This is a genomic window from Streptomyces sp. CA189 (genome assembly GCF_056428985.1).
On the sequence record NZ_JBWJVM010000040.1, the window covers coordinates 1 to 25,264 of the forward strand.

Annotated in this window: 23 protein-coding genes; 11 read left to right on the forward strand and 12 right to left on the reverse strand. The window is 69.3% G+C overall.

Translation table 11 applies throughout. From position 1 onward, the window contains the following. Positions 1-180: 180 nt before the first annotated feature. Complete coding sequence (gcl, locus tag AC061S_RS26180) at positions 181-1,962, reverse strand: glyoxylate carboligase (protein WP_478688396.1); 1,782 nt, start codon at positions 1,960-1,962, stop codon at positions 181-183. Positions 1,963-2,238: 276 nt separating this feature from the next. Between gcl and AC061S_RS26185 the strand changes: the two genes are divergently transcribed. Both AC061S_RS26185 and AC061S_RS26190 read left to right on the forward strand, forming a co-directional pair. Further along, positions 2,239-3,171 (forward strand): hypothetical protein, encoded by a 933-nt coding sequence (locus tag AC061S_RS26185; RefSeq protein ID WP_478688397.1) that lies wholly within the window; start codon positions 2,239-2,241, stop codon positions 3,169-3,171. Between the two features lie 44 nt (positions 3,172-3,215). Continuing rightward, entirely contained in the window at positions 3,216-3,704 is a 489-nt protein-coding gene (locus AC061S_RS26190; protein WP_478688332.1) for a glutathione peroxidase, read from the forward strand. Between the two features lie 73 nt (positions 3,705-3,777). On the opposite strand, the gene AC061S_RS26195 is transcribed toward AC061S_RS26190, so the two are convergent. Next, positions 3,778-5,319: an AMP-binding protein gene (locus AC061S_RS26195; RefSeq protein WP_478688333.1), complete on the reverse strand. Its 1,542-nt coding sequence runs from the start codon at positions 5,317-5,319 to the stop codon at positions 3,778-3,780. A 215-nt stretch (positions 5,320-5,534) separates the two neighbouring features. Next, positions 5,535-6,737 (reverse strand): winged helix DNA-binding domain-containing protein, encoded by a 1,203-nt coding sequence (locus tag AC061S_RS26200; protein WP_478688334.1) that lies wholly within the window; start codon positions 6,735-6,737, stop codon positions 5,535-5,537. A gap of 154 nt (positions 6,738-6,891) precedes the next feature. On the opposite strand from AC061S_RS26200, the gene AC061S_RS26205 reads away from it, so the two are divergent. Continuing rightward, positions 6,892-8,070, forward strand: coding sequence for a magnesium and cobalt transport protein CorA (locus tag AC061S_RS26205; protein WP_478688335.1), 1,179 nt, complete (start codon positions 6,892-6,894; stop codon positions 8,068-8,070). A gap of 595 nt (positions 8,071-8,665) precedes the next feature. Here the strand turns inward: AC061S_RS26205 and AC061S_RS26210 are convergent. Next, positions 8,666-8,932, reverse strand: a complete 267-nt coding sequence (locus tag AC061S_RS26210) for a hypothetical protein (RefSeq protein WP_478688336.1) — start codon at positions 8,930-8,932, stop codon at positions 8,666-8,668. Between the two features lie 731 nt (positions 8,933-9,663). Here AC061S_RS26210 and AC061S_RS26215 point away from each other — a divergent pair. After that, the gene (locus AC061S_RS26215; protein WP_478688337.1) at positions 9,664-10,701 is read left to right on the forward strand and encodes a terpene synthase family protein; all 1,038 of its coding nucleotides are present in this window, start codon (positions 9,664-9,666) and stop codon (positions 10,699-10,701) included. A gap of 434 nt (positions 10,702-11,135) precedes the next feature. Continuing rightward, a complete protein-coding gene (locus AC061S_RS26220; RefSeq protein WP_478688338.1) occupies positions 11,136-11,696 on the forward strand; it encodes a hypothetical protein in 561 nt (186 codons plus the stop codon). Between the two features lie 70 nt (positions 11,697-11,766). Here AC061S_RS26220 and AC061S_RS26225 read toward each other — a convergent pair whose 3' ends face one another. From AC061S_RS26225 to AC061S_RS26255, 7 genes are all read right to left on the reverse strand, one after another. Beyond that, positions 11,767-12,963: a thioester reductase domain-containing protein gene (locus AC061S_RS26225; RefSeq protein ID WP_478688339.1), complete on the reverse strand. Its 1,197-nt coding sequence runs from the start codon at positions 12,961-12,963 to the stop codon at positions 11,767-11,769. A 36-nt stretch (positions 12,964-12,999) separates the two neighbouring features. Continuing rightward, positions 13,000-13,788, reverse strand: a complete 789-nt coding sequence (locus tag AC061S_RS26230; RefSeq protein ID WP_478688340.1) for an SDR family oxidoreductase — start codon at positions 13,786-13,788, stop codon at positions 13,000-13,002. Beyond that, complete coding sequence (locus AC061S_RS26235) at positions 13,785-15,065, reverse strand: beta-ketoacyl-[acyl-carrier-protein] synthase family protein (RefSeq protein ID WP_478688341.1); 1,281 nt, start codon at positions 15,063-15,065, stop codon at positions 13,785-13,787. The genes AC061S_RS26230 and AC061S_RS26235 overlap by 4 nt, the downstream gene beginning before the upstream one ends. After that, entirely contained in the window at positions 15,062-16,321 is a 1,260-nt protein-coding gene (locus AC061S_RS26240) for a beta-ketoacyl-[acyl-carrier-protein] synthase family protein (protein WP_478688342.1), read from the reverse strand. The genes AC061S_RS26235 and AC061S_RS26240 overlap by 4 nt, the downstream gene beginning before the upstream one ends. Next, a complete protein-coding gene (locus AC061S_RS26245; RefSeq protein WP_478688343.1) occupies positions 16,321-16,581 on the reverse strand; it encodes a phosphopantetheine-binding protein in 261 nt (86 codons plus the stop codon). The genes AC061S_RS26240 and AC061S_RS26245 overlap by 1 nt, the downstream gene beginning before the upstream one ends. 81 nt (positions 16,582-16,662) lie before the next feature. Then, the gene (gene fabG, locus AC061S_RS26250) at positions 16,663-17,406 is read right to left on the reverse strand and encodes a 3-oxoacyl-ACP reductase FabG (RefSeq protein ID WP_478688344.1); all 744 of its coding nucleotides are present in this window, start codon (positions 17,404-17,406) and stop codon (positions 16,663-16,665) included. Beyond that, positions 17,403-18,248: an ACP S-malonyltransferase gene (locus AC061S_RS26255; RefSeq protein WP_478688345.1), complete on the reverse strand. Its 846-nt coding sequence runs from the start codon at positions 18,246-18,248 to the stop codon at positions 17,403-17,405. The genes fabG and AC061S_RS26255 overlap by 4 nt, the downstream gene beginning before the upstream one ends. Before the next feature lie 852 nt (positions 18,249-19,100). Here AC061S_RS26255 and AC061S_RS26260 point away from each other — a divergent pair. Continuing rightward, positions 19,101-20,117: a GDP-mannose 4,6-dehydratase gene (locus AC061S_RS26260; RefSeq protein WP_478688346.1), complete on the forward strand. Its 1,017-nt coding sequence runs from the start codon at positions 19,101-19,103 to the stop codon at positions 20,115-20,117. A 32-nt stretch (positions 20,118-20,149) separates the two neighbouring features. Here AC061S_RS26260 and AC061S_RS26265 read toward each other — a convergent pair whose 3' ends face one another. Then, the gene (locus AC061S_RS26265; protein ID WP_478688347.1) at positions 20,150-21,097 is read right to left on the reverse strand and encodes an FkbM family methyltransferase; all 948 of its coding nucleotides are present in this window, start codon (positions 21,095-21,097) and stop codon (positions 20,150-20,152) included. Positions 21,098-21,255: 158 nt separating this feature from the next. Here AC061S_RS26265 and AC061S_RS26270 point away from each other — a divergent pair, with 158 nt between their 5' ends. The 5 genes from AC061S_RS26270 (at position 21,256) to AC061S_RS26290 (ending at position 25,231) form a co-directional block, all read left to right on the forward strand. Further along, positions 21,256-21,858 carry an NUDIX domain-containing protein gene (locus tag AC061S_RS26270; protein ID WP_478688348.1) on the forward strand — a complete coding sequence of 201 codons (603 nt, stop codon included), beginning with the start codon at positions 21,256-21,258 and terminating at the stop codon, positions 21,856-21,858. After that, a complete protein-coding gene (locus AC061S_RS26275) occupies positions 21,855-22,838 on the forward strand; it encodes an FkbM family methyltransferase (protein ID WP_478688349.1) in 984 nt (327 codons plus the stop codon). Before AC061S_RS26270 ends, AC061S_RS26275 begins: the two co-directional genes overlap by 4 nt. 311 nt (positions 22,839-23,149) lie before the next feature. Continuing rightward, complete coding sequence (gene trxA, locus AC061S_RS26280; protein WP_478688350.1) at positions 23,150-23,476, forward strand: thioredoxin; 327 nt, start codon at positions 23,150-23,152, stop codon at positions 23,474-23,476. Positions 23,477-24,058: 582 nt separating this feature from the next. Next, positions 24,059-24,496 (forward strand): hypothetical protein, encoded by a 438-nt coding sequence (locus tag AC061S_RS26285; protein ID WP_478688351.1) that lies wholly within the window; start codon positions 24,059-24,061, stop codon positions 24,494-24,496. Positions 24,497-24,877: 381 nt separating this feature from the next. After that, positions 24,878-25,231: a hypothetical protein gene (locus AC061S_RS26290; protein ID WP_478688352.1), complete on the forward strand. Its 354-nt coding sequence runs from the start codon at positions 24,878-24,880 to the stop codon at positions 25,229-25,231. Positions 25,232-25,264: the final 33 nt, after the last annotated feature.

Here is a 25,264-nt window from a genome sequence, read left to right on the forward strand (position 1 = left end):
CGTCGCCGCCCAGCTCAACGGCCGACCACGCAAAACGCTCGGCTGGGAAACCCCAGCCGAGCGCCTGCATAAACTCCTCGCGGCCTGAACAACCAACCACGTGTTGCGACGACCCCTAGAAACCGCCCTCCTGGCGGAGGGACGGGGGCCGTTCTGTGGTGCTAGACCAGCCTGATGGGACTAGGCGGGCAGGGTGTTGCGGAGCGCGGTCGGGGCGTGGCCCAGCTCGGTCGCGACCTCTTCGAACTCGGTGACATCGCTCATGTCGACCGTCTTGCTCATCGAGATGTTGGTGATGCGCTCGAGGATGGCCTCGACGACGACCGGGACCTGGTGCTCCTGGGCCCACTTCTTGGCCGTCTCGAAGGCCTCGCCCAGCTTGTCCGGGTCGGTGACGCGGATCGCCTTGACGCCCAGGCCCTCGGCGACCTTGACGTGGTCGACACCGTAGACACCCAGCTCGGGGGTGTTGATGTTCTCGAACTCGAGGTTGACCTCGAAGTTGATGCCCAGGCCGCCCTGCGCCTGACGGATCAGGCCCAGGTAGGCGTTGTTCACGAGGACGTGAACGTAGGGGACCTTGTGCTGGGCGGCGACCGCCAGCTCCTCGATCATGAACTGGAAGTCGTAGTCGCCGGACAGCGCGACGATCGGGGTCTCCGGGTCCGCGGTGGCGGCACCGATCGCTGCCGGGATGGTCCAGCCGAGGGGGCCGGCCTGGCCACAGTTGATCCAGTTGCGCGGCTTGTAGACGTGCAGCATCTGCGCACCGGCGATCTGGGACAGACCGATGGTGGTGACGTAGCGGGTCTCGGGGCCGAACGCCTTGTTCATCTCCTCGTAGACGCGCTGCGGCTTCATGGGGATGTTGTCGAAGTGCGTGCGGCGCAGCAGCGTCGCCTTGCGCTCCTGGGCGGAAGCGGCCCAGGCGCTGAAGTCGGGCAGCTTGCCCTCGGCCTTGAGCTCCTTGGCGATCTCGACGAAGAGCTCCAGGGCCGCCTTGGCGTCCGAGGCGATGCCGAAGTCCGGGGCGAAGATCTTGCCGATCTGGGTCGGCTCGATGTCGACGTGGACGAACTTGCGGCCCTTGGTGTAGGCGTCGAGGTTGTAACCGGTGTGGCGGTTGGCCCAGCGGTTGCCGATGCCGAAGACGAAGTCCGACTCGAGGAACGTCGCGTTGCCGTAGCGGTGCGAGGTCTGGACACCGACCATGCCGGCGGCCAGCTCGTGGTCGTCCGGGATGACGCCCCAGCCCATGAGGGTGGAGATGACCGGGACGTTCGTCAGCTCGGCGAACTCGACCAGCAGGTCGGAGGCGTCGGCGTTGATGATGCCGCCACCGGCGACGATCAGCGGACGCTCGGAGTCGAGCAGGAACTGCAGGGCCTTGCGGGCCTGGGCGCGGGTGGCGCTCGGCTTGTAGACCGGCAGCGGCGCGTAGGTCTCGGGGTCGAACTCGATCTCGGTCAGCTGGACGTCGATCGGGAGGTCGATCAGGACCGGGCCCGGACGGCCGGAGCGCATCAGGTGGAAGGCCTCCTGGAACACGCCCGGAACCTGGGCGGCCTCCAGGACGGTCGTCGCCTTCTTGGTGACCGGCTTGGCGATCGAGGCGATGTCGACGGCCTGGAAGTCCTCCTTGTGGAGCTTCGAGACCGGAGCCTGACCGGTGATGCACAGGATCGGGATGGAGTCCGCGATCGCCGAGTACAGACCGGTGATCATGTCGGTGCCGGCCGGGCCCGAGGTACCGATGCAGACGCCGATGTTGCCGGCCTTGGCGCGGGTGTAACCCTCGGCCATGTGCGAGGCACCCTCGACGTGGCGGGCCAGGGTGTGCGCGATTCCGCCCACGTTCTTGAGCTCGCGGTAGAACGGGTTGATCGCAGCACCGGGGACGCCGAACGCTTGTTCGACACCCTCGAGCTTGAGGATCTCCACTGCAGCGGCGGCGGCTGTCATACGAGGCATCGAGTTCTCCTGCGGGTCTGGCGGTCAGGCTTTTCCGTAATCCGGAAGTTTTGTTCTGCTATACGGAACAAGCTAAGCGGCGACTCCCCACAACGTCAAGGCGGTACGGCACCCCGGAACCCACCAAAAGCCGCCGATGGGGCAGTGAGTTGTACGAAAATCCAGTGCCCGACCGAAAATCGGGGGTCTGCCCACCTCTCCGGTGGCAGGTGGTGGACCATGGGCCTACGCACAGCGACGAAGAGCGACGAAGGGGGTCCGGTCCTCATGGCGGATGCGGTACCGGTGCGCTGCCCGGGGTGCCTGCGCGAGAACGGCTACGCCGTCCCGGTCTTCCCCTGCGCCTGCGGGAACCCGGTCACCCCTCCCCTGGACCTGGCGTCACCGCCCCGGGAGCTGACCCACCGCACCTGGACGGAGAGCTGGGTCGCGGTGCGGTGCGAGGCCTGCGGCCGGGAGAGCGAGTGGCCGCACCCGGAGGTGGGGTGCACCTCCTGCGGGACGGTGGTGCTGGTTCCGGTACATCCGCTGGAACCGGTGGGCGGGGTCGCGGGGGCGCTCGGCGGCGGGGCTTCGGGCGGGACCCCGGGCGGGGACGTACGTACTCCCCCTCGCGCGGCGGAGTCGCCCGGGCGGCCGGCGGCGCCCTCGGGGCCGGCCGCGGCGGCCTCGGCGCCCGGCCCGAGAGCCGATCCGGCGCACGGCCCGGCGCAGGACCCGGCGCAGGACCCGCTGCACGCCCCGCCGCACGCCCCGCCGCAGGACCCGTCGCACACCCCGGCCGGCCGGCCCCCGGCCGACCCTGCCGTGCCCCGCCCCGCTTTCCGCCCCGTGACCATCCGTACCGCCCGGGACGCGGTGGTCACCGCCGCGCTGTACCTGCGCTGGCTCGGTTTCCAGGACGTGCGCCAGCCCGACGGGCGGCCGATCCCGTCGACGGCGGTGGACCTGCGGGCCCCCGGCCTGGTCGCCCAGGTGGACCCGACCACGGCCCCGGCCGGGCTGCGGGCGGTGGAGTGCGTCTGGCTGAACGGGCTCACGGCCTGCGCGACCAGCGTCTACTTCTCGCTCGCCGGATACACGGAAGACGCGCGAGCCCGCGCGGACGACCTCGGGATACCCCTCTTCGTCATGGACCTCACGGGCATGCCCCAGCCGGTCAACGACCCGGCGGAGGACCTCCTCGGCATGGGGGCCTAGGCTCGGGGGGGTATGACGTGTGTTTGCCTGCCGAGGAGAGCTTGATGAGCCTGTACGACATCCCGCTGACCACCCTGTCCGACGAGCCCACCAGCCTCGCCGCGTACAAGGGCAAGGCGATCCTGCTCGTGAACACCGCCTCGCAGTGCGGCCTCACCCCCCAGTACTCGGGTCTGGCCCGCCTGCAGTTCAAGTACGAGGAGAAGGGCTTCACCGTCATCGGTGTGCCCTGCAACCAGTTCGGCGGCCAGGAGCCGGGCAACGCCGACGACATCCAGACGTTCTGCGCGGCCGGTTTCGGGGTCACCTTCCCGATGCTGGAGAAGTCCGAGGTCAACGGAGACGACCGCCACCCGCTCTACAAGGAGCTGGTGAAGGTCCCGGACGCCGAGGGCGAGGCCGGTGACATCACCTGGAACTTCGAGAAGTTCCTGATCTCCCCCGCCGGCGAGGTCGTGGCCCGTTTCCGCCCGCGCACCGAGCCCGAGGCCGCCGAGGTCATCGCGGCGATCGAGGCCCTGCTGCCGGCCTAGCACCACCCGGGGGCCGGTACGGGGCTGCGCGCGCAGCCCCGTACCGGCCCTCGGTCGTCCGTGGGGGTCGGGGTCAGTTCACCTGCCGCTCCTGGCCCGACCAGTACGGCTCGCGGAGCTTGAACTTCTGGATCTTCCCGGTGGCCGTACGCGGGATGCCGGCGCGGAATTCGACCGTCGTCGGGGCCTTGTACCCGGCCAGTCGCTCCTTGCAGTGGGCGATGATCTCCGCCTCCTGGACGGCCTCTCCCTCGGCGAGGACCACGAGGGCCTTGATCGTCTCGCCCCATTTCTCGTGCGGCACGCCGATGACGGCGACCTCGGCGACCGCCGGATGGCTGAAGATCGCGTCCTCCACCTCGATCGAGGACACGTTCTCGCCGCCGGTGATGATCACGTCCTTCTTCCGGTCGGAGATCGTCAGATGGCCGTCTGCCTCGTCGACCGTGCCCCCGTCCCCCGTGTGGAACCAGCCGTCCTTCAGGGCTGCCGCGGTCTCCTCCGGCTTGTCCCAGTACCCCTCCAGTACGACGTTGGACCTGGCCAGCACCTCGCCGCCCTCGGAGACCCGCAGCTTGACCCCGAGCGCGGGCAGCCCCGCGCGCGACAGCCTGTGCGCCCGTTCCTCGGCCGGCAGGTCCGCGTCGGCGGGCCGGGTCCGGTTGAAGGTGAGCAGCGGCGAGGTCTCGGTCAGGCCGTAGATCTGCGTGAACTCCCAGCCCAGCTCCTCGCCCATGCGCTGGATCGTCCGGCTCGGCGGCGGGGCGCCCGCGCAGACGACGCGTACCCGGTCGCGGCCCGGGATCTCGCCCTCCCAGCTCGCCGCCGCGTCCAGCACCGTGTTCCACACGGCGGGCGCACCGCACATCAGCGTGACGCCGTGCTCCTGGACCCGGCGCAGGATCTCGGTGCCGTCGACCTTGCGCAGCACGACCTGCTTGACGCCGAGCCCGGCCATCACGAAGGGCATGCCCCAGCCGTTGCAGTGGAACATCGGCAGCGTGTGCATGTAGACGTCACGCTCCCAGACCCGGGTGTGCAGGCCGAAGGTGAGCCCGTTCACCCAGATGTTGCGGTGGGTCAGCTGCACCCCCTTGGGGCGGGCCGTGGTCCCCGAGGTGTAGTTGATCGTCGCCGTCGCGTCCTCGTCCGGGTGCGACCAGGGGCGCGGCTCCACGCCGAAGCGCATCAGCTCCGCATCCGTCTGCGGCCCGAGGACGAAGCGGTGGCGGGCCGTGACGGCCGACAGCGACTCGTCCAGTTCCGGGTCGACGAGCAGGACCGAGGCCCCGCTCTGCCGGACCACGTACGCGACCTCCTCCGGCTTGAGCCGGAAGTTGACCGGCACGCAGACGCGCCCGCTCATCGGCACCGCGAAGAGCAGCTCCAGGAGCCGGGCGGAGTTGTGGCTGACCACCGCCACGCGCTCGCCCTCGCCGACCCCCAGCGCGTCGAATCCCGCCTGCCAGGCCCGTACGCGCTCGCCGAGCCTCCCGTAGGTCGAATCGGGGACCGGTGGACCGGGCTGATCCGGCTCGTCCACCACGCCCGGACTGGACGAGAACCCCAGCTCCGCCCGGTCGAGGAAGTCCGTGACGGTCATGGGAATCCGCATTGCTCTCTCCTAGGTCCCGAATCCCGAACAGCTGCCTGGATGACGCGCCGCGTCCCGTCGGTGGTCGAGCGGCCCGCCACGAACGAGAACGATTGCGGGTGATCTCGGTCGTGCCAGGCATCGTGCCGTGTCCGGCGTACGGGCCACCAGAGCGCGGCGGGGCCGGGTCGCCCGCCCTCCCGTGCCCGCCCGCCCGACCCGCCCTCCCTATCGACTCAGCCGCGGATGGACCCGAAGCGGACGGAGCCACCCGAACGGCCCTCGCCCTCACTGCCGCTGTCCCCCATGGCGGCGAGAAGCGCCTCCCCCTCGGCCACGATCTCCGCCTTGTCGGCCTTGCCGGCCTTGCCGGCCTTGCCAGTCTTGGAGACGTCGGCGAACAGCTCGACGGTGAGCGTCCCGCCGTCCAGCTTCCAGAGCCCGGCGAGGAAGCCGTCGAGGAGCAGCGTGCAGTGGGCCTGGTTCCCGGACCAGGTACGACCCTTCAGCTCGGGCGCGATCACCCGTGAGCGGTCGGCATGGGAGAGGAGCAGGTTGTCGAACTCCGGAAGGAAGCGGGGCGGCGCGGGCTGCTCGGCATCGGGGCGGGGCCCGTCGGGCAGATCGAAGAGCTCGACGCCGTTCTCGTCCTGGAACACCTCCAGGACCGGCCTGAGCCGCTCGAAGGCCTCGCGCAGCCGGGTGAGCCCGGCCCACGTCTGCATGTCCTTGACGGAGGCGGGCCCGAAGGCCCCGAGGTACCGCAGAACAACATCATCGATCCCCCGCCCCTCCCCACCAGGCTCTCCCCCCTCTCCCCTCTGCCCTCCCCTCTCTCTTCCTCCCTCTCCTCCCTCTCCTCCAACCCACTCGCTCAAGGTGGTGAGGCGGACCTGCCCGCTCTTCCCCCACACCCCGCGCGGGGTGACCTGGACGAGCGGCAGCCGGCAGCGCGCGGCGACGGACAGCGACTGCGGGTCGGCTCCGGGCCACTCCTTGAGCAGTTCCTCCCGTATCTCCGCCATGGTCCGCGGCTCGGCCTCCACGAACGCCCGCGCACGCTCGGTGAGCCTGTCCAGGTCCACTCCGACCAGGCCCTTGCGGAAGTAGTTGACCTCCCGGTCGCGGGCGGGCTGGACGAGGGGGCGCAGGGTGAGCGCGTCGTGGACCGTGTGGGTGTGGATGGTGGACCTCATGGTGACCATCCGGACCACCTGCCGGGACTCCATCAGCCCGGCGAGCTCGGCCGGCCCGAATCCGGCGAGGCGGGCGTGGAGCTGGAAGTAGGGCGGCTTCACGTTCTGGGCCTGCAGTCCCAACAGGTGCCGCGTGGCGTCCTGCGCGGACATCTCGGTGCGGGTCAGGAGCAGCTGACGGGCGAGCGTGGCACGGTTCAGCGCACGGGTATCGAGTACGGGACGCGTCGTCTTGGAGGCCATGACAGCAACGTAGCGGCCCATGCGGACACCTTCTGTCCGCAACTCCGGACCGGTCGCACCCGCGCGCACGGACCCGTTTGAACCCCGGGTTCCATTCACCCGGATATCCTGCCCCTTGCCCGTAAACACCCGTTCGACCGGGAGCTGACCTGCGATGTCGGAGCGACCAGACCGCCGCCCCTCGCCCCCGTCCACCTCCGCGCCCGCGAAGCGTACGGGATGGCGGCGCCCGGCCGCCCCTCCCTCCGCCCCCCCGGCCACACCCCCACGGGCGCCGAAGCCGCCCCCGCCGGCCCCCACCCCCGCGGACCACCGCAGCGTGATCGACTCCGCGGTCTACCGCGACGGCGTACGGGTCGCCTCCCCCACCACCCTCGCCGACACCTTCCGTCGGCTGCGCGAACAGCCCGACGGCATGGCCTGGATCGGCCTGCACCGACCCACGGAACCCGAACTCCACTCCCTGGCCGATGAGTTCAACCTCCACCCGCTCTCCATCGAAGACGCCCTGGAGGCCCACCAGCGCCCCAAGCTGGAGCGCTACGGAGACACCCTCTTCGTCGTCCTGCGGGCCGCCCGCTACCTGGACGCGCTGGAGGAGGTCGACTTCGGGGAGCTCCACATCTTCGTCGGCCCCGACTTCCTGATCACGGTCCGCCACGGCGCGGCCCCGGACCTCTCGGCCGTCCGCCGCCGCATGGAGGAGTCCCCCGAACTCCTCTCCCTCGGACCGGAAGCCGCCCTGTACGCCATCCTCGACGCGGTGGTCGACGGCTACGCCCCAGTCGTCGAGGGCGTCCAGATCGACATGGACGAGATCGAGACCGAGGTCTTCAGCGGCGACCCGGAAGTCTCCCGCCGCATCTACGAACTCTCCCGGGAAATGGTCGAGTTCCAACGCGCCACCCGCCCCCTGGTCGGCATGCTCCACAGCCTGATGGCCGGCTTCGCAAAGTACGGCACGGACGAGGAACTCCAGCGCTACCTCCGCGACGTAGCCGACCACGTCACCCACACCAGCGAGCGAGTCGACGGCTTCCGCCAGGCCCTGACCGAAATCCTGACGGTCAACGCCACCCTGGTCTCCCAACAACAGAACGCCGAAATGCGCGCCTTGGCCGAGGCCGGCTTCGAACAGAACGAGGAGATCAAGAAGATTTCCTCATGGGCTGCCATTTTGTTTGCTCCCACACTCGTCGGAACCATTTACGGCATGAACTTTGAGTCCATGCCTGAGTTGGGTTGGAGCCTCGGATACCCCCTTGCGATCTGCCTCATGGGGATGGTCTGCGTCAGTTTGTACGTAATTTTCAAGCGGCGGGACTGGCTCTAAGCCCCTCGCGTGACGCTCAGCCATCCTTCGCACTTCGCTTTCGCATCACTCACAGATCGGCCCAGAAGCGGCCGTGGGGGGTTTCTGGGGGGAATAGATGCGGGTGATCTCCTCACCTTGCCTCAGACAGACCTCTGACCAGGCCTTTTGTGGCGTCGGCAGGCCCTGGGGGGAATCTGGGGAGAATAGACTGGCAGCCTGCGCCTCGCGCCCGCCGCATCCGGGTTCTGCCGGAGAGGGAGACCTCGTCGCCACACTTCTCGCCCTGGGCACGTGTTCGCCGTAGACCGGGTGCTGGACACTCACAGTGAACGGATCCGCGACTGTCGGGGAGCACGGTCGACGCCCAGGCTTCCCCGTTGGCATTCTCGGCGCGATCACCAGAACGGTCCGGTCCTGCGACCCATCCCCGGGCCGAGGCGGCCACGCCTTCCGCGGTGCTCGCTGGGCCCACCGCGTCAGGATCTGACGCTCGTTGAGATCCACCGCCAAGTCGGAGAGGAAGTTCGCGAACACGACGATCGGGCCCGTCTCAGTCACCGCTCTGCTCGCCGCACGGCCGTCTACGGTCAGCGTGGGGGCACCTGCTCAGCCCCTACCGGGTGCGGTGCTCCACGAGAAGTCCCCACCTGAACGTGGAGGCAGGCAAGGGGAACGGTTCCCACGCCTCGGGCCCGGCCCCGCGCCACTCCACGAAGTCGGGGCCGGCGAGGTCGACGTCCTCCGCGTTCTCCAACCCGGCAGCGGCGAGGAAGGCTCGGTCATCGGCTGGGCGGTGCGCCACTCCGATGGCGACGCCGTCATAGCGGGCACGGCGCCAGCCTTGCTGGTCGGACGGGCAGATGATCAACTTCGCGGCCATGGGCCCAGCCTCTGCCGCACCAAGCAGCTGTCACCATGGGCCCGCTCGATGTCGGTCCACGCCATACCGTCCGCCCGCAGGCTGGAGCGTGCCCACGGACCACACGCATCCAGTCCCGCCTCTGCCTGCTTGACGGCCGGTAGAAACCAGCGCCACCCGCACCTCACCCCGCCTGCCCAGGCCGCACCCAGGGCCTGCGGCCAGCACAGGCCGTTCGGATTGGATTCCTACCCTGCGAGGAGGCGTGTAGCGGTGAATGACTTCTTCGTCCCATTCTCATCGGCGGTGGCCTTGTTCTGACCCATGAGACAAAACGGTGAGACGAACTCCCGTCTGATGCTTCGCCCGTACTAGTGGTGATCTGGTCTCGATCCATGCAGTGTCGTTTTCCTCCATGATCGTGGAGACGTCTCAGCGACCGAGGCCGGGGCTCTGCTCCCCGGTATTGCTGCTCGGTGCCGTGGCATACCTTCCGCTGGCGGCAAGGTCAGAAGCACTGCTCGGGTACGTGCTGGCTCTCCACGATGCGCGACCACGTCGTGACGAAGGCAGGCCTCCGCCGGCCATTCCCGAATGCGTGACCCCCGTCGGCGGTCCCCGAAGAACTGCGTGTGGCGGGGCCCGCATACGTGTGTACTGAACTACATCCGACCGAAAGGGAAAGCACAGTGCTCTCCGCAACGACGGAACCGCTACCGATAGCGCAGTTGTGGTGTCCTATCCCAGCCTCGGTGCACCCTGGCCGCAAGCTGCTGGAGCCGTCCATCGACACCGCGACGTTGAACTGGCTCGACCGGTTCGCCCTCATCGACGACGAAAGCCAGCGAAGACGCTTGAGGGGCACGCACATCGCGGAGCTCGCGCTGCGGGGCACGCCCCGGGGCAAGGAGGACCTCCTGCAGATCCAGGCCGACTACATCGCCTGGCTGTTTGCCTTCGATGACGCCTTCTGCGACGAAGGCCCTTACGCCACCGATCCCCAGCACATCCTGGGCATCACCACCGAGCTCTACCGCGCTATCGAGTTCCCCCATGCCGGCCCCCGCCCCGAGCATCCTTATGCCGCCGCGCTGCGCGACATCCGGCTGCGCCTGGAGGAAGCGTCCACGCCGGTACAGGCCGCGCGTTGGGTCGGCGCGGTGAGCCGCTACCTGCAGGCCCAGGTGATCCTGACACAGATGCGCGCCAGCGGTCATGTGATGAGCCTGCCCGAGTACGTGACGCTGCGGATCGATGGAGGTGCGGTCAAGAGCTTCGCCGTCATTCTCGACGCCATTGACGGCTATGTCCTCCCGCACAGCGTGTACACGAAGGGCGAGACCGGCGCGCTGATCGAGATCTTCTCCTCGGTCATCAGCTGGTCCAACGACATTCTCTCCTACGACAAAGAACGGCAAAACAGCAACGACCAGCAGAACCTCATCGACGTCATCGCCCACACCCGCCGCTGCGACCAGGCCACCGCGCTCGCAGAAGCCACCACCATGTACGAAGCTGCGATGACCTGCTTCCTGGACCTGCACGCCCACCTGCTGCAGCCGACGGCTCCACCAGCCATGGCCGACTACGCCACTACATGCGGTGCGTGGATCCGCGGCAATCTCGACTGGAGCCTGACCACCAAGCGCTACCGCGGTAGCGGACACCTACCGCAAATCGTCTCGGCTCATCCGGGCAGGCCCGCCAGCGCACCAATCTCCATACCGGCGATCTCCTGGTGGTGGTCCGTCATCCCCACCAAGCCGCCCTCCCCTACGACTCCATCCTGAGTCCTTCCGGAACCGCGGCCCACGGCTCCTTTCACCAGCGATCACACTCTGCACTGAGAAGGCGGGCACACATGAACAGCAGGAGTGAACACAACGCGCCCCCGGCAGCCGCAGCACGCGAGCGCAGCTACGTTCGGCCGACTGGCGTGACGGCGGCCTCCTCGCCATCGAGGAACGGGACATTCCAGTTGCGGGCCTACACCACTTGTGGGCTCGCATTTCTGATGTCCCATTCTCATTGACGGTGGCCTCCTTCTGCCCCAAGGGACAAGGCAGTGACGACGAACCCGGAGGTTCCGTTCGAGCCGCGCGGCAAGCACTGACGAATGCGCAGCCCTGTACAGGAGACGGTGGAGCGGAACAGAGCGCCCCGTACGAGTGATCATCGGTGTGTTTACGTGGAGTCATGGGCCGTCGTCGCCAAGGATGCGCGCATGCGCCTTACTTCCTCCTTTCTGAGCCGTGCGCTCGTCCCCTTCGTGGCCTCCATCGCACTGCTGACCACGACCGCCGCTGCTTCGTCTGCCGCGCTGGAGTCGTGCGGTTCGGTCATCACCGCCCCGCTCGCACCGGCGGTTCCCGCCGACGATCCCTGCCCCAGCACCGACCCGGTCGTGTGCCGCATCCGCGTCCTGCCGATGGACAAAAAGGTGGAGGCGCAGCGGACCAGGATCCGCTACCACGGCCTCCTGGAGGACATGCACCAGACCGAGGCGAACATGCGCGAGTCGGGAGCCTCCGAGGAGGAGATCGCGAGGGAACTGGTCGACATGCGCAACCAGGCCAAGGAGATCACCCGCGCCGGCATGACCCCGGAGGAGGTCCGCATCCTGGAGGAGCGGAACACGGCCAAGTACGGCAACCCGCTCGGGCCCACCGCGGACCAGCTCTACGCCAAGTACGGCTCCTGGGAGAAGGTCACCGACGCCTCGATGCGTACCAGCTACGCCGTCGACCGCGAACTCAGCCTCGAATACCGCCCCTGCCCCGTATGACAACCGGCCACCCCAAGGCCATCCACAGGCCACGGCATGGCAGCGGGTGAGCGCTTCGGAACCCTGGCTGTCACGGTCGGCTCCCTTCCGGCGGGAACATCCAGTCGGTGAGCCTGGCCAGGTAGGCCTCGTCCATCAACGGGGCGTTGATTCTCCTGGCGGTGAGTAGGGGCGTGACCCGGGACGGGGTGAGGGCCGGCAGTCGGTGCTCGGGGGTCGCCTGGATCAGGTAGGGGAGCATGTCGAACATCGCGTACAGCGAACGGGCGGGTTGTACGCGACGGTTGGACTCCAGCAGTGCCAGCCATGCGTCGACCGGTAGGGATGTGATCTCGTGCCCGGCTCGGCGCAGGGCATGGACAGCCTCGGTGAGCGGGAACGGGGCCGGGTCGTGCAGGTTGAACGCCTGGGGGTCCTGTGTGCGTGCCGCGCCCGGGGCCAGTGCCGTGATGGTACGGGCGGCGTGGTCGACGGTGCAGACCGGCACGTGGGGCAGCGTCTGGGGAGCCGCGCGGAGCTGGACGCACACCCTCATGAGGGTGCTGAGCGGTTCGCCCGTGGCGATCATGCCGGTGGCGCTGTCCCCCAGGACGAAAGGGGGGCGGTAGATCGCGGCGGGGACGCCGCGTGCGGCGGCCTGCCGCACCAGTTCCTCGGCCACGTACTTGGAGGCCGGGTAGCCGAACGTGCCGGAGTACCCCAGCGACGGTGTGCTGTCATCGCCGACGAGGTCGGTTCCGCAGGCACGCGCGGAGATGAACACCGCCATGGTCGAGACGTGGTGCACTGCCTTGACCGGCCCGTACGCGGCGAAGCGCAGGACCTCGACGGTTCCTTGGACGTTGGGGACCCGGGCCAGCTGGTAGGGGTCGTTCATATTGACCGACGCACCGCAGTGGTAGACGGTGCCGGTGCGGTCGGCGAGGGCCTGGTAGCGCTCGTCGTCCAGGCCGAACCGCGGCTGGGTGAAGTCGCCGACGACCGCGACGGCCGCTTCGGCGGGCACTCCGACCGCGGTGCAGCGCGCGGCCAGCCGTGCGGTCGCCGTCCGGTCGTCGGCGGCACGCACCAGGCACCGGACCGTTCCCGTGGTGAGGCTTTGCAGTTCGCGCAGCAGGTAGGCGCCCAGATAGCCGGTGGCGCCCGTGAGGAGTACGTCCGGTGGGGGTTCGTGCTGTGCCGTGCGGCCGGGGCGGATGTCGGCCGGGAGCCGGATGTCCGTGGCCGGAATCGAGAGGGTCGTATGAGTGGGGGTGCCCTGGGTCATGGCTTGGCGGTCGCTTCCCCTCGGGTGCTGTTCACTTCAGTGCGCCATCATCGAGGCGTATGCGGGATGGGTGATCGACAGGCCGCCGTCGGCGTGCAGGACCTGTCCGGTGATCCAGCTCGCGGCGGGTGACGCGAGGAACAGGACCACCTGGGCGAGTTCGTCGGGTGTGCCGATCCGACGCAACGGGGTGCTGGCGCGGGCGGCGGATTCCAGGCGGTCGTTGCCGGGCATTCCGGCCCGGGCGTCTCCTTCGATCAGGCCGCCCGACGCGGTGTTGACCCGGATGCCGGAGGGCCCGTACTCGACGGCCAGGTAGCGGGTGAGCGCCTCGAGCGCGGCCTTGGAGACGCCCGTGCTCGTATAGGCGGGCAGCACGGCGCCCGCCCCGGACGAGGAGACGTTCACGATGGCAGGCCGCCGTGCCCGCTCCAGCAGGGGCCGGGCCGCCTGCGCGCACCACAGAGGCCCGGCCGCGTTGGTGGACAGGGCCCGGAGCCAGTGCCGTTCGTGGACCGCGTCCACTGCGGCGAACCGGCCTGCCGCGGCGTTGTTGACCAGGACGTCCAGTCGGCCGTGTCGTTCGGCGACCGCGTCGAACAGGGCGTGGACAGCGGTCCGGTCGGCGACGTTGCCGGGAAGCAGGTCGGCCTTGCCACCGCTGTCCCGTACCTCGTCGACGGTGCGCTGGGCGGAGTCCGGGTCGCGGAAGCAGTTGACGAGGACGTGGGCGCCCTCGCACGCGAACGCCTGGGTGATGTGGCGGCCGATCCCGCGTCCGCCGCCGGTGACGAGGACCACCTCGTCGGCGAAGGTTCCCTTCACGACAGGGGCCTCCATCCGGGCGGAGTCAGGACGAGGCAGGAGTTCTGCCCGCCGAGGCCGAAGGAGTTGGACAGCACCGGTCGGCAGCCGGTGTCGCGTGGCTGTCCGGTCACCACGTCCAGCCCTGCGCAGTCGTCGGCGAGTTTGCCGTGGCCGGCGGTGGGCGGGACGAGGCCGCGGTACGCGGTGAGGGCGGCGACCGCGGCCTCGCCGGCGCCCGACGCCCCCATCAGATGACCGAAGACGCTCTTGGAACTGGTGACCGGTGGAGGAGTGCCGCCGAAGGTGGCGAGCAGGGCGCGGGTTTCCATCGCGTCGCCGAGCGGGGTGGATGGTCCGTGTGCGTTGACGGATCCGATGTCGGCGGGCGTGAGTCCGGCGTCGGCGAGGGCGGTGTTCATGCAGGAGGTGACCCACGTCCCGGCCGGATTCGGTGCGGTGAGGTGGTGGCTGTCGGTGCTCTGCGCGGTGCCGGCGATCTCCGCGTAGACCCTGGCCCCCCGGGCGAGGGCGTCATCGAGAGGCTCCAGAGCCAGGAAGGCAGCGCCCTCGCCCATGACGTAGCCGTCGCGGCCGACCGAGAAGGGGCGGGACGCGGTGGCGACGTCGTCGTTACGGGTCGACAGCGCGTCGGACTGGCAGAAGGCGGCCATCATCAGCCGGGTCACCCCGGCGGAGTCGGTGGCTCCGGCCAGCACGAGATCACAGCGCCCGTCGCGGATCAGAGCGACGCCGGTGCTGATCGCGTCGATCCCGGAGGCACAGGCGGTGGACAAGGTGGTGGATGGACCGTGCCAGTCCAGCTTCATGCCGATGAACGCGGCGGCGGAGTTCGGGATCAGCAGGGTGGTCGTGAGCGGGCTGACCTCTTCGGGGCCCCGGTCACGGCAGTTGAGCGCCTGGAGGGTGTAGGAGTGGGCCCCTCCGAAGGAGGAGCCGCAGACGATGCCGCTCCGGGTGGGGTCGCAGGGCGGCGCACCGGCATCGGCGTGGGCGTCCAGCGCGGCGCACAGGGCGTACTGGGCGAACAGGTCCGCCCTGCGCAGGTCTTTGCCGGACAGGTATCGGCCAGGGGCGAAGCCGGTGACCTGGCAGGCGAACCGGGTGGGGAGACCGGTCGGGTCGAACCGGGTGATGGGGCCGGCAGTCGGTGTGCCCGCCATCACCGTGCCCGTGAACGTGTCGAGGTCGCATCCGGCCGGGGTGGTGACGCCGATGCCCGTGACGACGACCCGACGGCGGCCCAGGTGGTCGAGGAGGTGCTCGCGGTACGTCATGGCCGCTCCGAGCCGCAGGGCGTGGGGATGATGAGCAGGGCGGCGTTGTGGCCGCCGAACCCGAACGAGCTGGACAGCACGGGGCCTGCCGGCACTGGCCGGGGCCGGCCGATGACCAGGTCGATCTCCAGGGCGTCGTCGACCTTGACGGTGTTGGCGGTCGGTGGCACCACCGCGTGGGCGAGGGAGAGGAGGGAGGAGACCACCTCCGCGGCGCCCGAGGCAGCGATCATGTGGCCGGTGACGCCCTTGTTGGCGGTGACCGGCACTCGGCGGGGGCCGAAGACCGAGGCGATCGCCCGGGCTTCGGCCGCATCGCCGACCGGCGTCGAGGTGGCGTGGGCATTGACGTGGGTGACGTCCGCCTCGTCGACAGCGGCATCGGCCAGGGCGGCGCGCATGCACTCCGCCGCTCCCTCGCCTCCCGGGCTGGGACTGGTCAGATGGTGGGCGTCGCAGTTGGTGGCGTAGCCACTGATCCAGCCGTACGCGCGGGCGCCCCGGCGGGCGGAGTGATCGAGGCTCTCCAGCACCACGAACGCCGCTCCTTCGGACGCCACTGTTCCATCGCGGTCGGCGTCGAAGGGCCGTGCCGAGTGCAGCGGGTCGTGGCCACGTCCGGACAGCGCTCCACTGGCTCCGATCCCGGCCAGCGACTTCGCGGTGAGCAGTTCGGCCCCGCCCGCGACGACGACGTCGGCGATGCCCTCACGGATGAGCCGTACCCCTTCGCCGACGGCCACCGCGCCGGTGGCGCAGGCGGCGCTGACAGCCAGCGACGGGCCGGTGAAGCCGGCGGTCAGACTGATCGTGGCGGACAGCGCGTTGTGCATGGCCATCGGCACGAAGAAGGTGCCCCGCTCCGGCGTCTCCAAGGTGGTGGAGGCACCGAACGCCGTTCCCGCCACCACCGCGAACCGGCCGGACCCTGCACGCCCCGCGCCCCGTGGCCGGTCGGCCAGGCCGGCGTCGGCAAGGGCGTTGAGCGCGGTGTACACGCCCAGCCGGGTGGCCGGGTCCAGGCGACGGCCCAACTTCCCTATCTTTGCGGCAAGTTGCTGTTCACCGGCGACGGCAGGCAATCGGCAGGCGAACCCCGGGGCTCCGCGGCTGACATCCGGCGTCCCGAACGCACTGGCCAGCGTCCCTTTGGCCGAGAGGAGTTCCCTCCACAGGTCTTCGGTGCGGACTCCGGCCGGCGTGGTGGTGGCCATCCCGGTGACCGCCACTGGTCGCCTGGTCGGCTGCGCGTTCATCAGACGGGCTCGGACGGTGAGCCGACGAGTGCGATGAGGTCGGCCACCGTCGCGGCCCGGGCCTTCACATCGGCCCTGTCCACGAGAAATCCGCGTGCGGCGAGCGCTGCGGCGATCTCGGCAAGGTCGAGGGAATCGGCGTCCAGGTCGTCCGCAAGCCGGGATTCGGGCGTCACTTCGTCCGCGGATACCGACAGGATGCGCATCAGGATCTCGGTGACGGCGCTGGAGACCGGGGTGTCGGGCTGGGTGTCGCTCATAGCGGAGTACTCCTTCAGGTGGGATTGCGGCGCGCGGGCGCGGCCGGTGGTGGGTGGGGGGAGAGACAGTCAGGCAGGGGCTCAATGACCCATGGACATCCCGCCGTCCACGGGCAGCACGGCGCCGGTGATGAAGCTCGCCTCCGCCGAGCACAGGAAGGCAGCGGCAGCGGCAACTTCGGGAACGGTCCCGAACCTCTTGAACGGGATCACGTCGGCCAGTTGGCGTCGGCGCTTGTCGGTCAGATGGCTGATCATCGCGGTGTCGACGGGGCCCGGCATGACCAGATTGCACGTGGTGTGCGGGGCCAGCTCACGGGCGAGCGATCTGGTCAGGCCGATCAGCCCCGCCTTTGCCGCCGCATAGTTCGTCTGCCCGGCCGAGCCGAGAACGCCCGCAGCCGATCCGACGGTGACGATCCGGCCCCACCGTGCGGCAGTCATGCCCGCGGCGGCGCGGGACGCGCAGAGGAAGGGACCGGTGAGGTTCACCTCCAGCGCGGCCCGCCACTGGGCGACGGTCATCTCGCCGACCAACGCGTCGGACAGCAGACCCGCGCAGTTGACCAGGATCTGGACATCCGAGCCGAAGTGCTCACCGACCTTGCGGAACAAGGCGTCGACCTGTGCAGGGACGGTGACATCGGCCTGCACGGCCAGACAGCCGGTCTTTGCGGCGGTCTCGGCGGCCGAGGTCTGGTCCCGGGAGAAGGCGATCGCGACGCGGTGCCCCTGTTCGGCCAGCGCGGCCGCGATACCGGCGCCGATGCCCCGCGACCCGCCGGTGACCAGAGCGACCTTGGCGCCAGGTTTCTGCACCTTCATGGGGAGGTGCCCATCTCGAAGGACGGCGCCGCACCGTTGTTCTCGCACCCTCGAACGTGCGCGGAGATCACGTCGCACGCGCCGGGTGCCGACGCGTTGTAGAGCCGCACTCGCCCCAGCGTGCGCTTGGCCAGGCCGGTAAGCGTGCGGCCGTAGCCCGCCTCGACGACGGCGTCGGCTCCGAGGCGAGCCAGTGCGTGCTGGGTGTCGCGCCACCGGACCGGAGTGGTGAGGTCGGCCGCGACGAGCTCGCGCCATGCACTGGGGCCGGTGGCGCCGGGCCGGTGCACGTGTCCGTTGTGAACGATCACCGTCCGCGCGCGGCTGAAGGGAATGGCGCGCAGCCCTGACAGGAACTCCTTGGATGCCCAGTGCATCAGCGGCGTGTGGAAAGGGCCGGCGACATCGAGCGGAATGACGTCGCCCGCTCCCAGTGCGGTAGCGGCCGCCTCCGCCTCCCGCAGGCTCGCGTGCTTCCCCGAAATAACCGTCTGCGTCGGCGCATTGTCGTTGGCGACCCAGCAGCCCGAGACATCGGCGCACGCTGCCGCGGCCCCGTCGACGCCGAGCAACAGGGCCGTCATCCCGCCCGTTCCATCACAGGCCGCTTCGGTGAGGCGAGCCCTCAGGGCCACGACGCGCGCGGTGTCCCCGGCAGTGAGAACGCCCGCCGCGTACAGTGCGGAGATCAGCCCCAGGGAGTGGCCGGCCAGCATAGGCTGAGTGTCCCGCTCACGGGCAAAGGCCAGGGCCAGCGCCTTCCAGGACATCATCGAGCACAGCACCACCGACAACTGCGTGTCCGTGGTCGAAGTGGGGACGGACCCGGCACTCAGCAGCATCGGTTCCAGCGTGCGCCCAAGGATGCTCTCGGCTTCCTCGACGACCGACCACGCGGGATCGTTCCGCCAAGCCGCACCCGCACCGCGGGAGATCTCAGAGGGGCTCTGTTCATTCCTTGCGCTCCTCGCTCCGCCCCGACGGCCGCGTACGACCAGGGCGGTGGTGACGGTGGCCCACGTCGGCGAGCCGGGTCAGCGCGCCCGGACTCGTTCGTAATGGCGGAGGATCGGTTCTCGTGGAGACGGGGAGGAAGTCCGGACGCGGCTACAGGTGGGGAACCGGCAATGGCCTGGTGCCCCAGAGGCACAGCTCCATGATGTCCCGATACGTGACCTCCGTCAGGGCGCAAACCACACGGCCATGATGCATACGCGGGGTATGGAGTACGCCGGGACGCATTCCCTACCAGCGCACGCCGTGGGTGCTGTCGCTGCTTCGGCGGCGGGTGGGGTGGTGAGCGGGAGCCGGCGGCCGTCGGGGAGTCCCGGGACGCGGGCGCGGACAGGTGCGGAGGGCGGTGTCGTCAGGGCGTGCAGGGTCGCGTCCACGAGACGCCCGAACGCGTGGTGGAGAACAGACCTCCGTTGCAGGAGGTGTTCTCGCCGAGGCGGGCCAGGTGTGCGGCGAATTGCCTCGCTGCACGGCGGCGCGAACGTCGGGTGGCGCTTCAGCTCGTAGGGCCGCCGAGCGTGGGCGCCTGCGGAGCCGCGTGCCGTCACGGAGGCGCGTGGTCCGGTCGGGGCATTTCCGGTGTCTGGCGCGATATCGATATGACCCATTTCAGGCGGTTCGCACGCCAAGGAGTGCTACGCGTTGATTTACTCGTGTGAGGCGATCATGAAGGAGTGCACGTGGGCAGGACCGCTCTGATCACGGGGATCACCGGGCAGGACGGTTCGTACCTGGCCGAATTGTTGTTGTCGAAGGGGTACGTGGTGCACGGTCTGGTGCGTCGTTCCTCGACACCGAACACGTCACGGATCACGCATCTCCTCGGCGTCGGAGAGGACGGCCGGTCCCCGCTGGTCGGGATTCATTGCGTCGAGCTGTCCGACTCCGGGGCGCTGATCGGGTTGCTCCAGCGGCTGTGTCCGGACGAGGTCTACCATCTGGCGGCCCAGTCGGATGTGAGGTGCTCCTTCGATTCTCCGGTTCACACGGCCGAGGTGACGGGGCTCGGAACGCTGCGGCTGCTCGAGGCCGTGCGCCTGTCGAAGCTGCCCGTTCGGGTCTACCAGGCGTCTTCGTCGGAGATGTTCGGTTCCAGCCCGCCGCCGCAGAACGAGGAGACTGCGCTGCGGCCGCGTAGTCCCTATGGGATCGCGAAGACCATGAGCTACTGGACGGCGGTGAACTACCGCGAGGCGTACGGGATGTTCGTCGCCAACGGCATTCTGTTCAACCATGAGAGCCCCCGGCGGGGTGAGGGCTTCGTCACGCGGAAGATCAGCCTCGCCGCTGCCCGCATCAAGGCCGGTCTGCAGCGCCACGTGTCGTTGGGCAACCTCGATGCGGTGCGCGACTGGGGGTACGCACCCGAATACGTCGACGCGATGTGGCGGATGCTGCAGGCCGACGATCCCGGCGACTACGTCATCTCCACCGGCCACGCCGGCACCGTGCGCGTCTTCCTCGACGCCGCGTTCGCCCATGCGGGGCTCGACTGGCACGAGCACGTGGTGCACGATCCGGAGCTGGTGCGGCCGACGGAAGTGCATCATCTGTTGGGAGACCCCTCCAAGGCGGCCGCGGAGCTGGGCTGGGCCGCGGGGGTGCGGCTGCCCGCGCTCGCGCGGATCATGGTGGACGCCGATATGGCGCGTCTGGGTCAGTGTCTTGCCGGGTCGTCGCCGGGGACGGGGCCATGAGGCTCCGCGGGCCGGTCCGTGCGGTACGGGTGTCAGGGGTGGCGGACGAAGAGCTCCACGCGGTTCGCAGAGGCTGTTGGAGCGGCCGCCGTGCGGGCTTGGAGGCGCGTGTAGCCGGCTCGGGTGAGGGTGGCGCGCACGGCGTTTCCGTCGAGGTACTTGTCGTGGATCTCCACCAGGATGTTCTCGACGCGGTCCAGCCACGGCTCGGCGTGGTCGAACAAGGCGGCCTCGCCACCTTCGATGTCCACCTTCAGGAGGTCGACACGGCTGATCCCGTGGGTGTCGAGGAGTTGGGGCATGGTCATGGCCCGTGCCCAGAGGTTCGGCCGGGCAAGCAGCGGCTCCAGCCGGTGAGGATCCTGACGGCGGGCCCGGGCGACGGCCGGGTGGGCGGTGCAGCTGTCCCACAGGGCGCTGACGAAGATCTCCACCTCGCCGGGTTCGGCTGCGACGGCGGCCTGTTCCACGATCCAGCTGCTCCCCGACAGGCGGGCATTGACCTGCAGTACGGCCAGCGTCTGCGGAACCGGTTCGACGGCCAGCAGGACGCGGGGCCGGTGGCGGGCGGTGAGGTAGGCCGCGGCAAGGCCGGTGTTGGCGCCCAGGTCGATGATCGTGTCCAGTCGGCCCGCGTCGAACCCGTAGGTCTGCTGAAGGTCGTAGGTCCGTTTCAGCAGTACCTCCCAGAGAATGATCAGGTCGCTCTGGTTGCGCCGTACGCGCACGGTCACCGGCTTGGACGGGGTGGCGAAGACGAATGTCAGGAGCCGGTCGTCGTCGAGCGGCTCGCCGAGCACACCGGCGAATCGTCGGGCCATCCAGTACGGCGCCGTGATCCGGCTACGGCCCCGGCCGTGCCACCCGGCCAGGGCCATGGAGTGCAGGCAGCGGGCAGCCTCCCGGGCCAGGACCCTCCACGCGGGTGTGGTGTGGTCGTGATCGGCCTGGGTCATCAGCCGGTGAACGTGTACGGGCATACGAGCCTCCGAGCAGGTGGCGGGCATGCCCAGAACCGGCACTGCGCCCAGCGGACTGCGGCCTGCGGTTCGACAGCCGACCGCGGAATGCCGCTTCCCTTCCCCGGCACAGCCGGACCGCCGGCAGCCACAGCGTCACCGGAAGGTGTGAGGGCCACATGAAGCGCCGCCGCAGGGCTCCCGGCACGCCCGGCGGCCCCCAAAGGCTGCCCGGCGGCGATTCGGGCTGGCAGCACCTGGGTGGTGAAGTGCTGCAAGCAGGGGCCTTCCTGACGCTCCACAGGGACCGGGTGGTCCAGCCGGACGGGACGCACAGCACGTACGACCATGTCGGCATGGCAGACGGGGCGCGTGTCGTGCCAGTCGACGAGGAAGGGAGGGTCGGTCTCGTCGAGGACGGCTTCTACCTCCTGGGCCGGCGTGCCCTGCACGTGCCGGGCGGCGGGATCAATCCCGGCGAGCGGCCCGAGGACGCCGCACGACGGGAGTGTGCCGAGGAGACCGGCTGGGAGCCCGCACGCCTGCGGTTCCTGACGGTCTTCCACCCGCTGCCCAACACCACGGCCGCCTCCACCCACGTCTACCTCGGTACGGGACTCCTCCCCCGCCCCGCCGCGCGGGACGGCAGCGAGTCCGCCATGACCCTGCACTGGACCGCGATGCAAGACGCCCTGTACGCCGTGGAACAGGGCACCATCACCGAGGCCGGAAGTGTCATCGGCCTCCTCCTGACCGCACGCCTCTTGGGAGATCGCACATGACCCGCGTCCTTGGACCGACCGTCACCGGGCCGCCCCGGCTCTCGCGCCTCGGCAAAGCCGCCTGGAACGCACAGGTAGCCGCCAGCGGCTTTCTGCGGACCATCGGCCTGGACCACGTCCCAGCCCGGGGTACCAGCTCCGCCGACCGGATCATCGAGCACTGGATGCGTGTCGCCGCCTGGCGGGCCTTCGGACCCGGCCCCGACACCGTCATCCACACGCCGCTGGGCCGCTTCCACCTCACCGACGGCATCACACCGCCCAGCGGACCGCAGGTCGCCGGCCTGCACGACGGCGAGGTCCGCCGCTGGGCCGACGACCACCTCCGGCCCGGAATGACCGTCATCGACGTCGGGGCCAACATCGGCTACTTCTCCGTCCCCGCCGCCCGAACGGTCGGCGCCACCGGCCGGCTCATCGCCATCGAGCCGGTCCCCTCCAACCTCGACCTGCTGCGCCGCAACCTCGCACTCAACAAGATCACCAACACCGACACGGTCGAGGCCGTCGCCCTGAACCAGCCGGGGACGGCCAGCCTGAACCTGTCCTCCTTCACCAACGCCCGCAGCAGCCTGCTCCGCAACGCCTGCGCCACCGGCCGGCCCATCCAGGTACGCGCCACCACCCTCGACGACGTAGCCGCCGAACTGGAATTGCACCGGATCGACCTGATCAAGATCGATGCCGAGGGCGCAGACCTGGACGTGCTCCTGGGCGCCCGCAAGGTCCTGACCCACCACCGGCCGCGCATGATCGTCGAGTTCTGGCCCCGCGGCCTGCGGCGCCTCGGCCGTGACCCGCACCAACTCTTCGACATCGCCGACGAACACGGCTACCGCATCACAGCCCACCACCGGGGCCGGACCATCACCGTCAACCACGACCGGGCCGCCTTCGCCGCCTTCACCGCCCACCTGGCCGGACGCAACTACGGCTACGCCAACGTGCTGTGCGTCCCCGCAACCACTCCTCCGAGCTGACCTGCTTGCGCGCCGGCGTGCGCCGGCTCGCCGCATACCGGATGGGTACCGCCGGCGAGGCGTCACCCGGCGTACCCGCTGCCCGCGGCCGTCACCGTTCAGCCCAGCGGGTGACCGCCCGCCCTCACTTACAACGCCCCCGGCCTGCCGCGATCGGGGTCGCTGCCACAGGCCGAGAACCGGTCATGGGCCCGGCTACGCTCGCGTCCCGGCCGGCTGCGGCCCCTGTAACCGAGTTGGTCACGCTGACTGGCCGAGAGCTGTGAGAGCGTGCCCTGGCCCGGCAAGAAAAACGCATAAGGAGGCCCTCCGTGGCTCTCAAGACGGCAACCGACGCTTCCTTCGACGAAGACGTCCTCATGAACGACAAGCCCGTCCTGGTCGACTTCTGGGCCGAATGGTGCGGCCCCTGCCGCATGATCGCCCCCTCTCTGCAAGCCATCGCGGACGAGCATGGCACCAAGATCGACGTGGTGAAACTCAACATCGACGAAAACCCGGCGACCGCAGCCAAGTACGGCATCATGTCCATCCCCACCATGAACGTCTACGTCGGCGGAGACGTCGTCAAAACCATCGTCGGGGCCAAGCCGAAAGCGGCCCTCGAACGAGAACTCGCCGAATACATCGCCAGCTGACCGGCTCCTCCGCCCCTCATCGGCCCAGCCCTTCGCCGAGGTCTGGGCCCGAGGCCAGGAACGTTGCCGCGAAGCCGCTGCGGTGGGGAGCCGCACCGCCTCTGGCACCGCCCACCGGTAACGAGGTGCGTGGCGTCATGAACTGCCGGGACAGGGCGCATTGCTGCTCAGCCCGCAGCTGCGGCCGTGCGCCGAACGGAGGCACATCCTCGGCCGCGCGTCCAGGCGCAGGCGCACGCACCGCACCGCGTGCCGGCACAGGCCCCCACTGCCGATCGCGACATCGGCACTGATCTCCGCAATTGGGCCGGGCCGAAAAGCGACCGCGCCGAGGAAAGCGCAGCGCCCCCTCACCGAGGAGAACTTCGCCCTGCTCCGCGAATGTCCCGCTGCGGCGACAAGAATCGAGCCAGAACGACAACCCATGTACAAACCAGTAAGGACGTACAGATGAGCCGTACGGGTGAATTCCCGCGACATTGGCGGTCTGTCGTCGCATGCGGAAACGATCGTCCGTGAGCACCGAGCGTAACGATCACCCTGAACAGCTCCTCGTGCGAAGGAGCTCCGAGGGATGAGGCTGTGAAGAGATTGCGCTCGATCAAGCTGTCCAAGCCCGTGGCGATGTGTGGTGTCCTCGCTGGTGTGGCTGCGGGGGTGATGGGAGGCGTCGCAATCGCGGACGACTCTGCCGTCAAGGCGAAGGCCCCGCATGCACAGGCGTCCGCGATGGTGAATACCGACGGCACACGCCACTACTCCAAGGGGATCAAGTCCCTCACTAAGCCCGAACTGGGCGTTTACTGCGTGACGTTCGACGACGACACAAGGATCGAGGTCGCAAGGAGCACGCCGACCGCCACTCTGTGGGGCATCCCGGGCACCACACCTTGGCAGTACCAGGTCTTCCTCAACACCCAGCCGACTACGCCGTGCGGCTCAGCCGCAGACACCCTTACCGTCTTCGTCGGCAACGGCAGCGGTCCGGCCGACTCCCCGTTCTTCCTCTTCGTGCCCTGATCGCGCCCACTCGCCGTAGACGAGAACGCTGCCCCCTCTCTCTCCGGACAATGACTTCGCTCCGTAGCGCCGCTCCATGACTCGACGAAGATCGACGTGGTCACAGGCATCCCGATGACGTCCTCGCCGGGCGTCCCCGAAAGTCCCTGGCCCACGGTCATGGTCTCCACCGAGGCGCCGCCCGGCAATGACGCGAACTCGCTCCGCTTGGACCGGTACCCCTTCACGGGCCCGACGACAACCCGTTCCGAATCACCGCCCTGCAGCCGCAGCAGCCTCAGTTGATCAACCGGCCACCGCAGGACCGAAAGAAGGAAACCCCTGACGCCTTCCAGCAAGACCCGCGCCGCCTGGATCACCGCCACCCTGGCAGCGGCCACCATGGCCACCGCCGGTGTCGCCCATGCCATCCCGGACACCATGTATGCCCCCCACGCCCAGGCAGCCGTCCGAGTCGCCGCGAGCGGCACCCCCCTGGCCAGCAAGGGCATCGACGAGGTCAACCGCCCGTCCGGCACCAACCGGACCGGGACCTACTGCATCACGTTCACCGCCCCCGACCTGGAACTCACCCAAACAGCGCCGCAGGTGACCATCGAAGCGGACGGCGGTACCGCCTCCATGCACACCACGCCTCACAGCTTCTGCAACAACGCGCAGAACACCCTCACCGTCTTCACCCGCAACGCCAGCGGGACCCGCACTGACCTCGCCTTCGCAGTGAGCATCCCTTAGCCCCCGGGCGCGCGTCACCGCGGCCCGAACCTC

Coding starts and splice junctions, on each gene's coding strand:
- gcl (WP_478688396.1), bottom strand. CDS start 1,962: ATGACAGCCGCCGCCGCTGCAGTGGAGATCCTCAAGCTCGAGGGTGTC.
- AC061S_RS26185 (WP_478688397.1), top strand. CDS start 2,239: ATGGCGGATGCGGTACCGGTGCGCTGCCCGGGGTGCCTGCGCGAGAAC.
- AC061S_RS26190 (WP_478688332.1), top strand. CDS start 3,216: ATGAGCCTGTACGACATCCCGCTGACCACCCTGTCCGACGAGCCCACC.
- AC061S_RS26195 (WP_478688333.1), bottom strand. CDS start 5,319: ATGCGGATTCCCATGACCGTCACGGACTTCCTCGACCGGGCGGAGCTG.
- AC061S_RS26200 (WP_478688334.1), bottom strand. CDS start 6,737: ATGGCCTCCAAGACGACGCGTCCCGTACTCGATACCCGTGCGCTGAAC.
- AC061S_RS26205 (WP_478688335.1), top strand. CDS start 6,892: ATGTCGGAGCGACCAGACCGCCGCCCCTCGCCCCCGTCCACCTCCGCG.
- AC061S_RS26210 (WP_478688336.1), bottom strand. CDS start 8,932: ATGGCCGCGAAGTTGATCATCTGCCCGTCCGACCAGCAAGGCTGGCGC.
- AC061S_RS26220 (WP_478688338.1), top strand. CDS start 11,136: ATGCGCCTTACTTCCTCCTTTCTGAGCCGTGCGCTCGTCCCCTTCGTG.
- AC061S_RS26225 (WP_478688339.1), bottom strand. CDS start 12,963: ATGACCCAGGGCACCCCCACTCATACGACCCTCTCGATTCCGGCCACG.
- AC061S_RS26235 (WP_478688341.1), bottom strand. CDS start 15,065: ATGACGTACCGCGAGCACCTCCTCGACCACCTGGGCCGCCGTCGGGTC.
- AC061S_RS26240 (WP_478688342.1), bottom strand. CDS start 16,321: ATGAACGCGCAGCCGACCAGGCGACCAGTGGCGGTCACCGGGATGGCC.
- AC061S_RS26245 (WP_478688343.1), bottom strand. CDS start 16,581: ATGAGCGACACCCAGCCCGACACCCCGGTCTCCAGCGCCGTCACCGAG.
- fabG (WP_478688344.1), bottom strand. CDS start 17,406: ATGAAGGTGCAGAAACCTGGCGCCAAGGTCGCTCTGGTCACCGGCGGG.
- AC061S_RS26255 (WP_478688345.1), bottom strand. CDS start 18,248: ATGCTGCTGAGTGCCGGGTCCGTCCCCACTTCGACCACGGACACGCAG.
- AC061S_RS26265 (WP_478688347.1), bottom strand. CDS start 21,097: ATGCCCGTACACGTTCACCGGCTGATGACCCAGGCCGATCACGACCAC.
- AC061S_RS26270 (WP_478688348.1), top strand. CDS start 21,256: ATGAAGCGCCGCCGCAGGGCTCCCGGCACGCCCGGCGGCCCCCAAAGG.
- AC061S_RS26275 (WP_478688349.1), top strand. CDS start 21,855: ATGACCCGCGTCCTTGGACCGACCGTCACCGGGCCGCCCCGGCTCTCG.
- AC061S_RS26290 (WP_478688352.1), top strand. CDS start 24,878: ATGGCCACCGCCGGTGTCGCCCATGCCATCCCGGACACCATGTATGCC.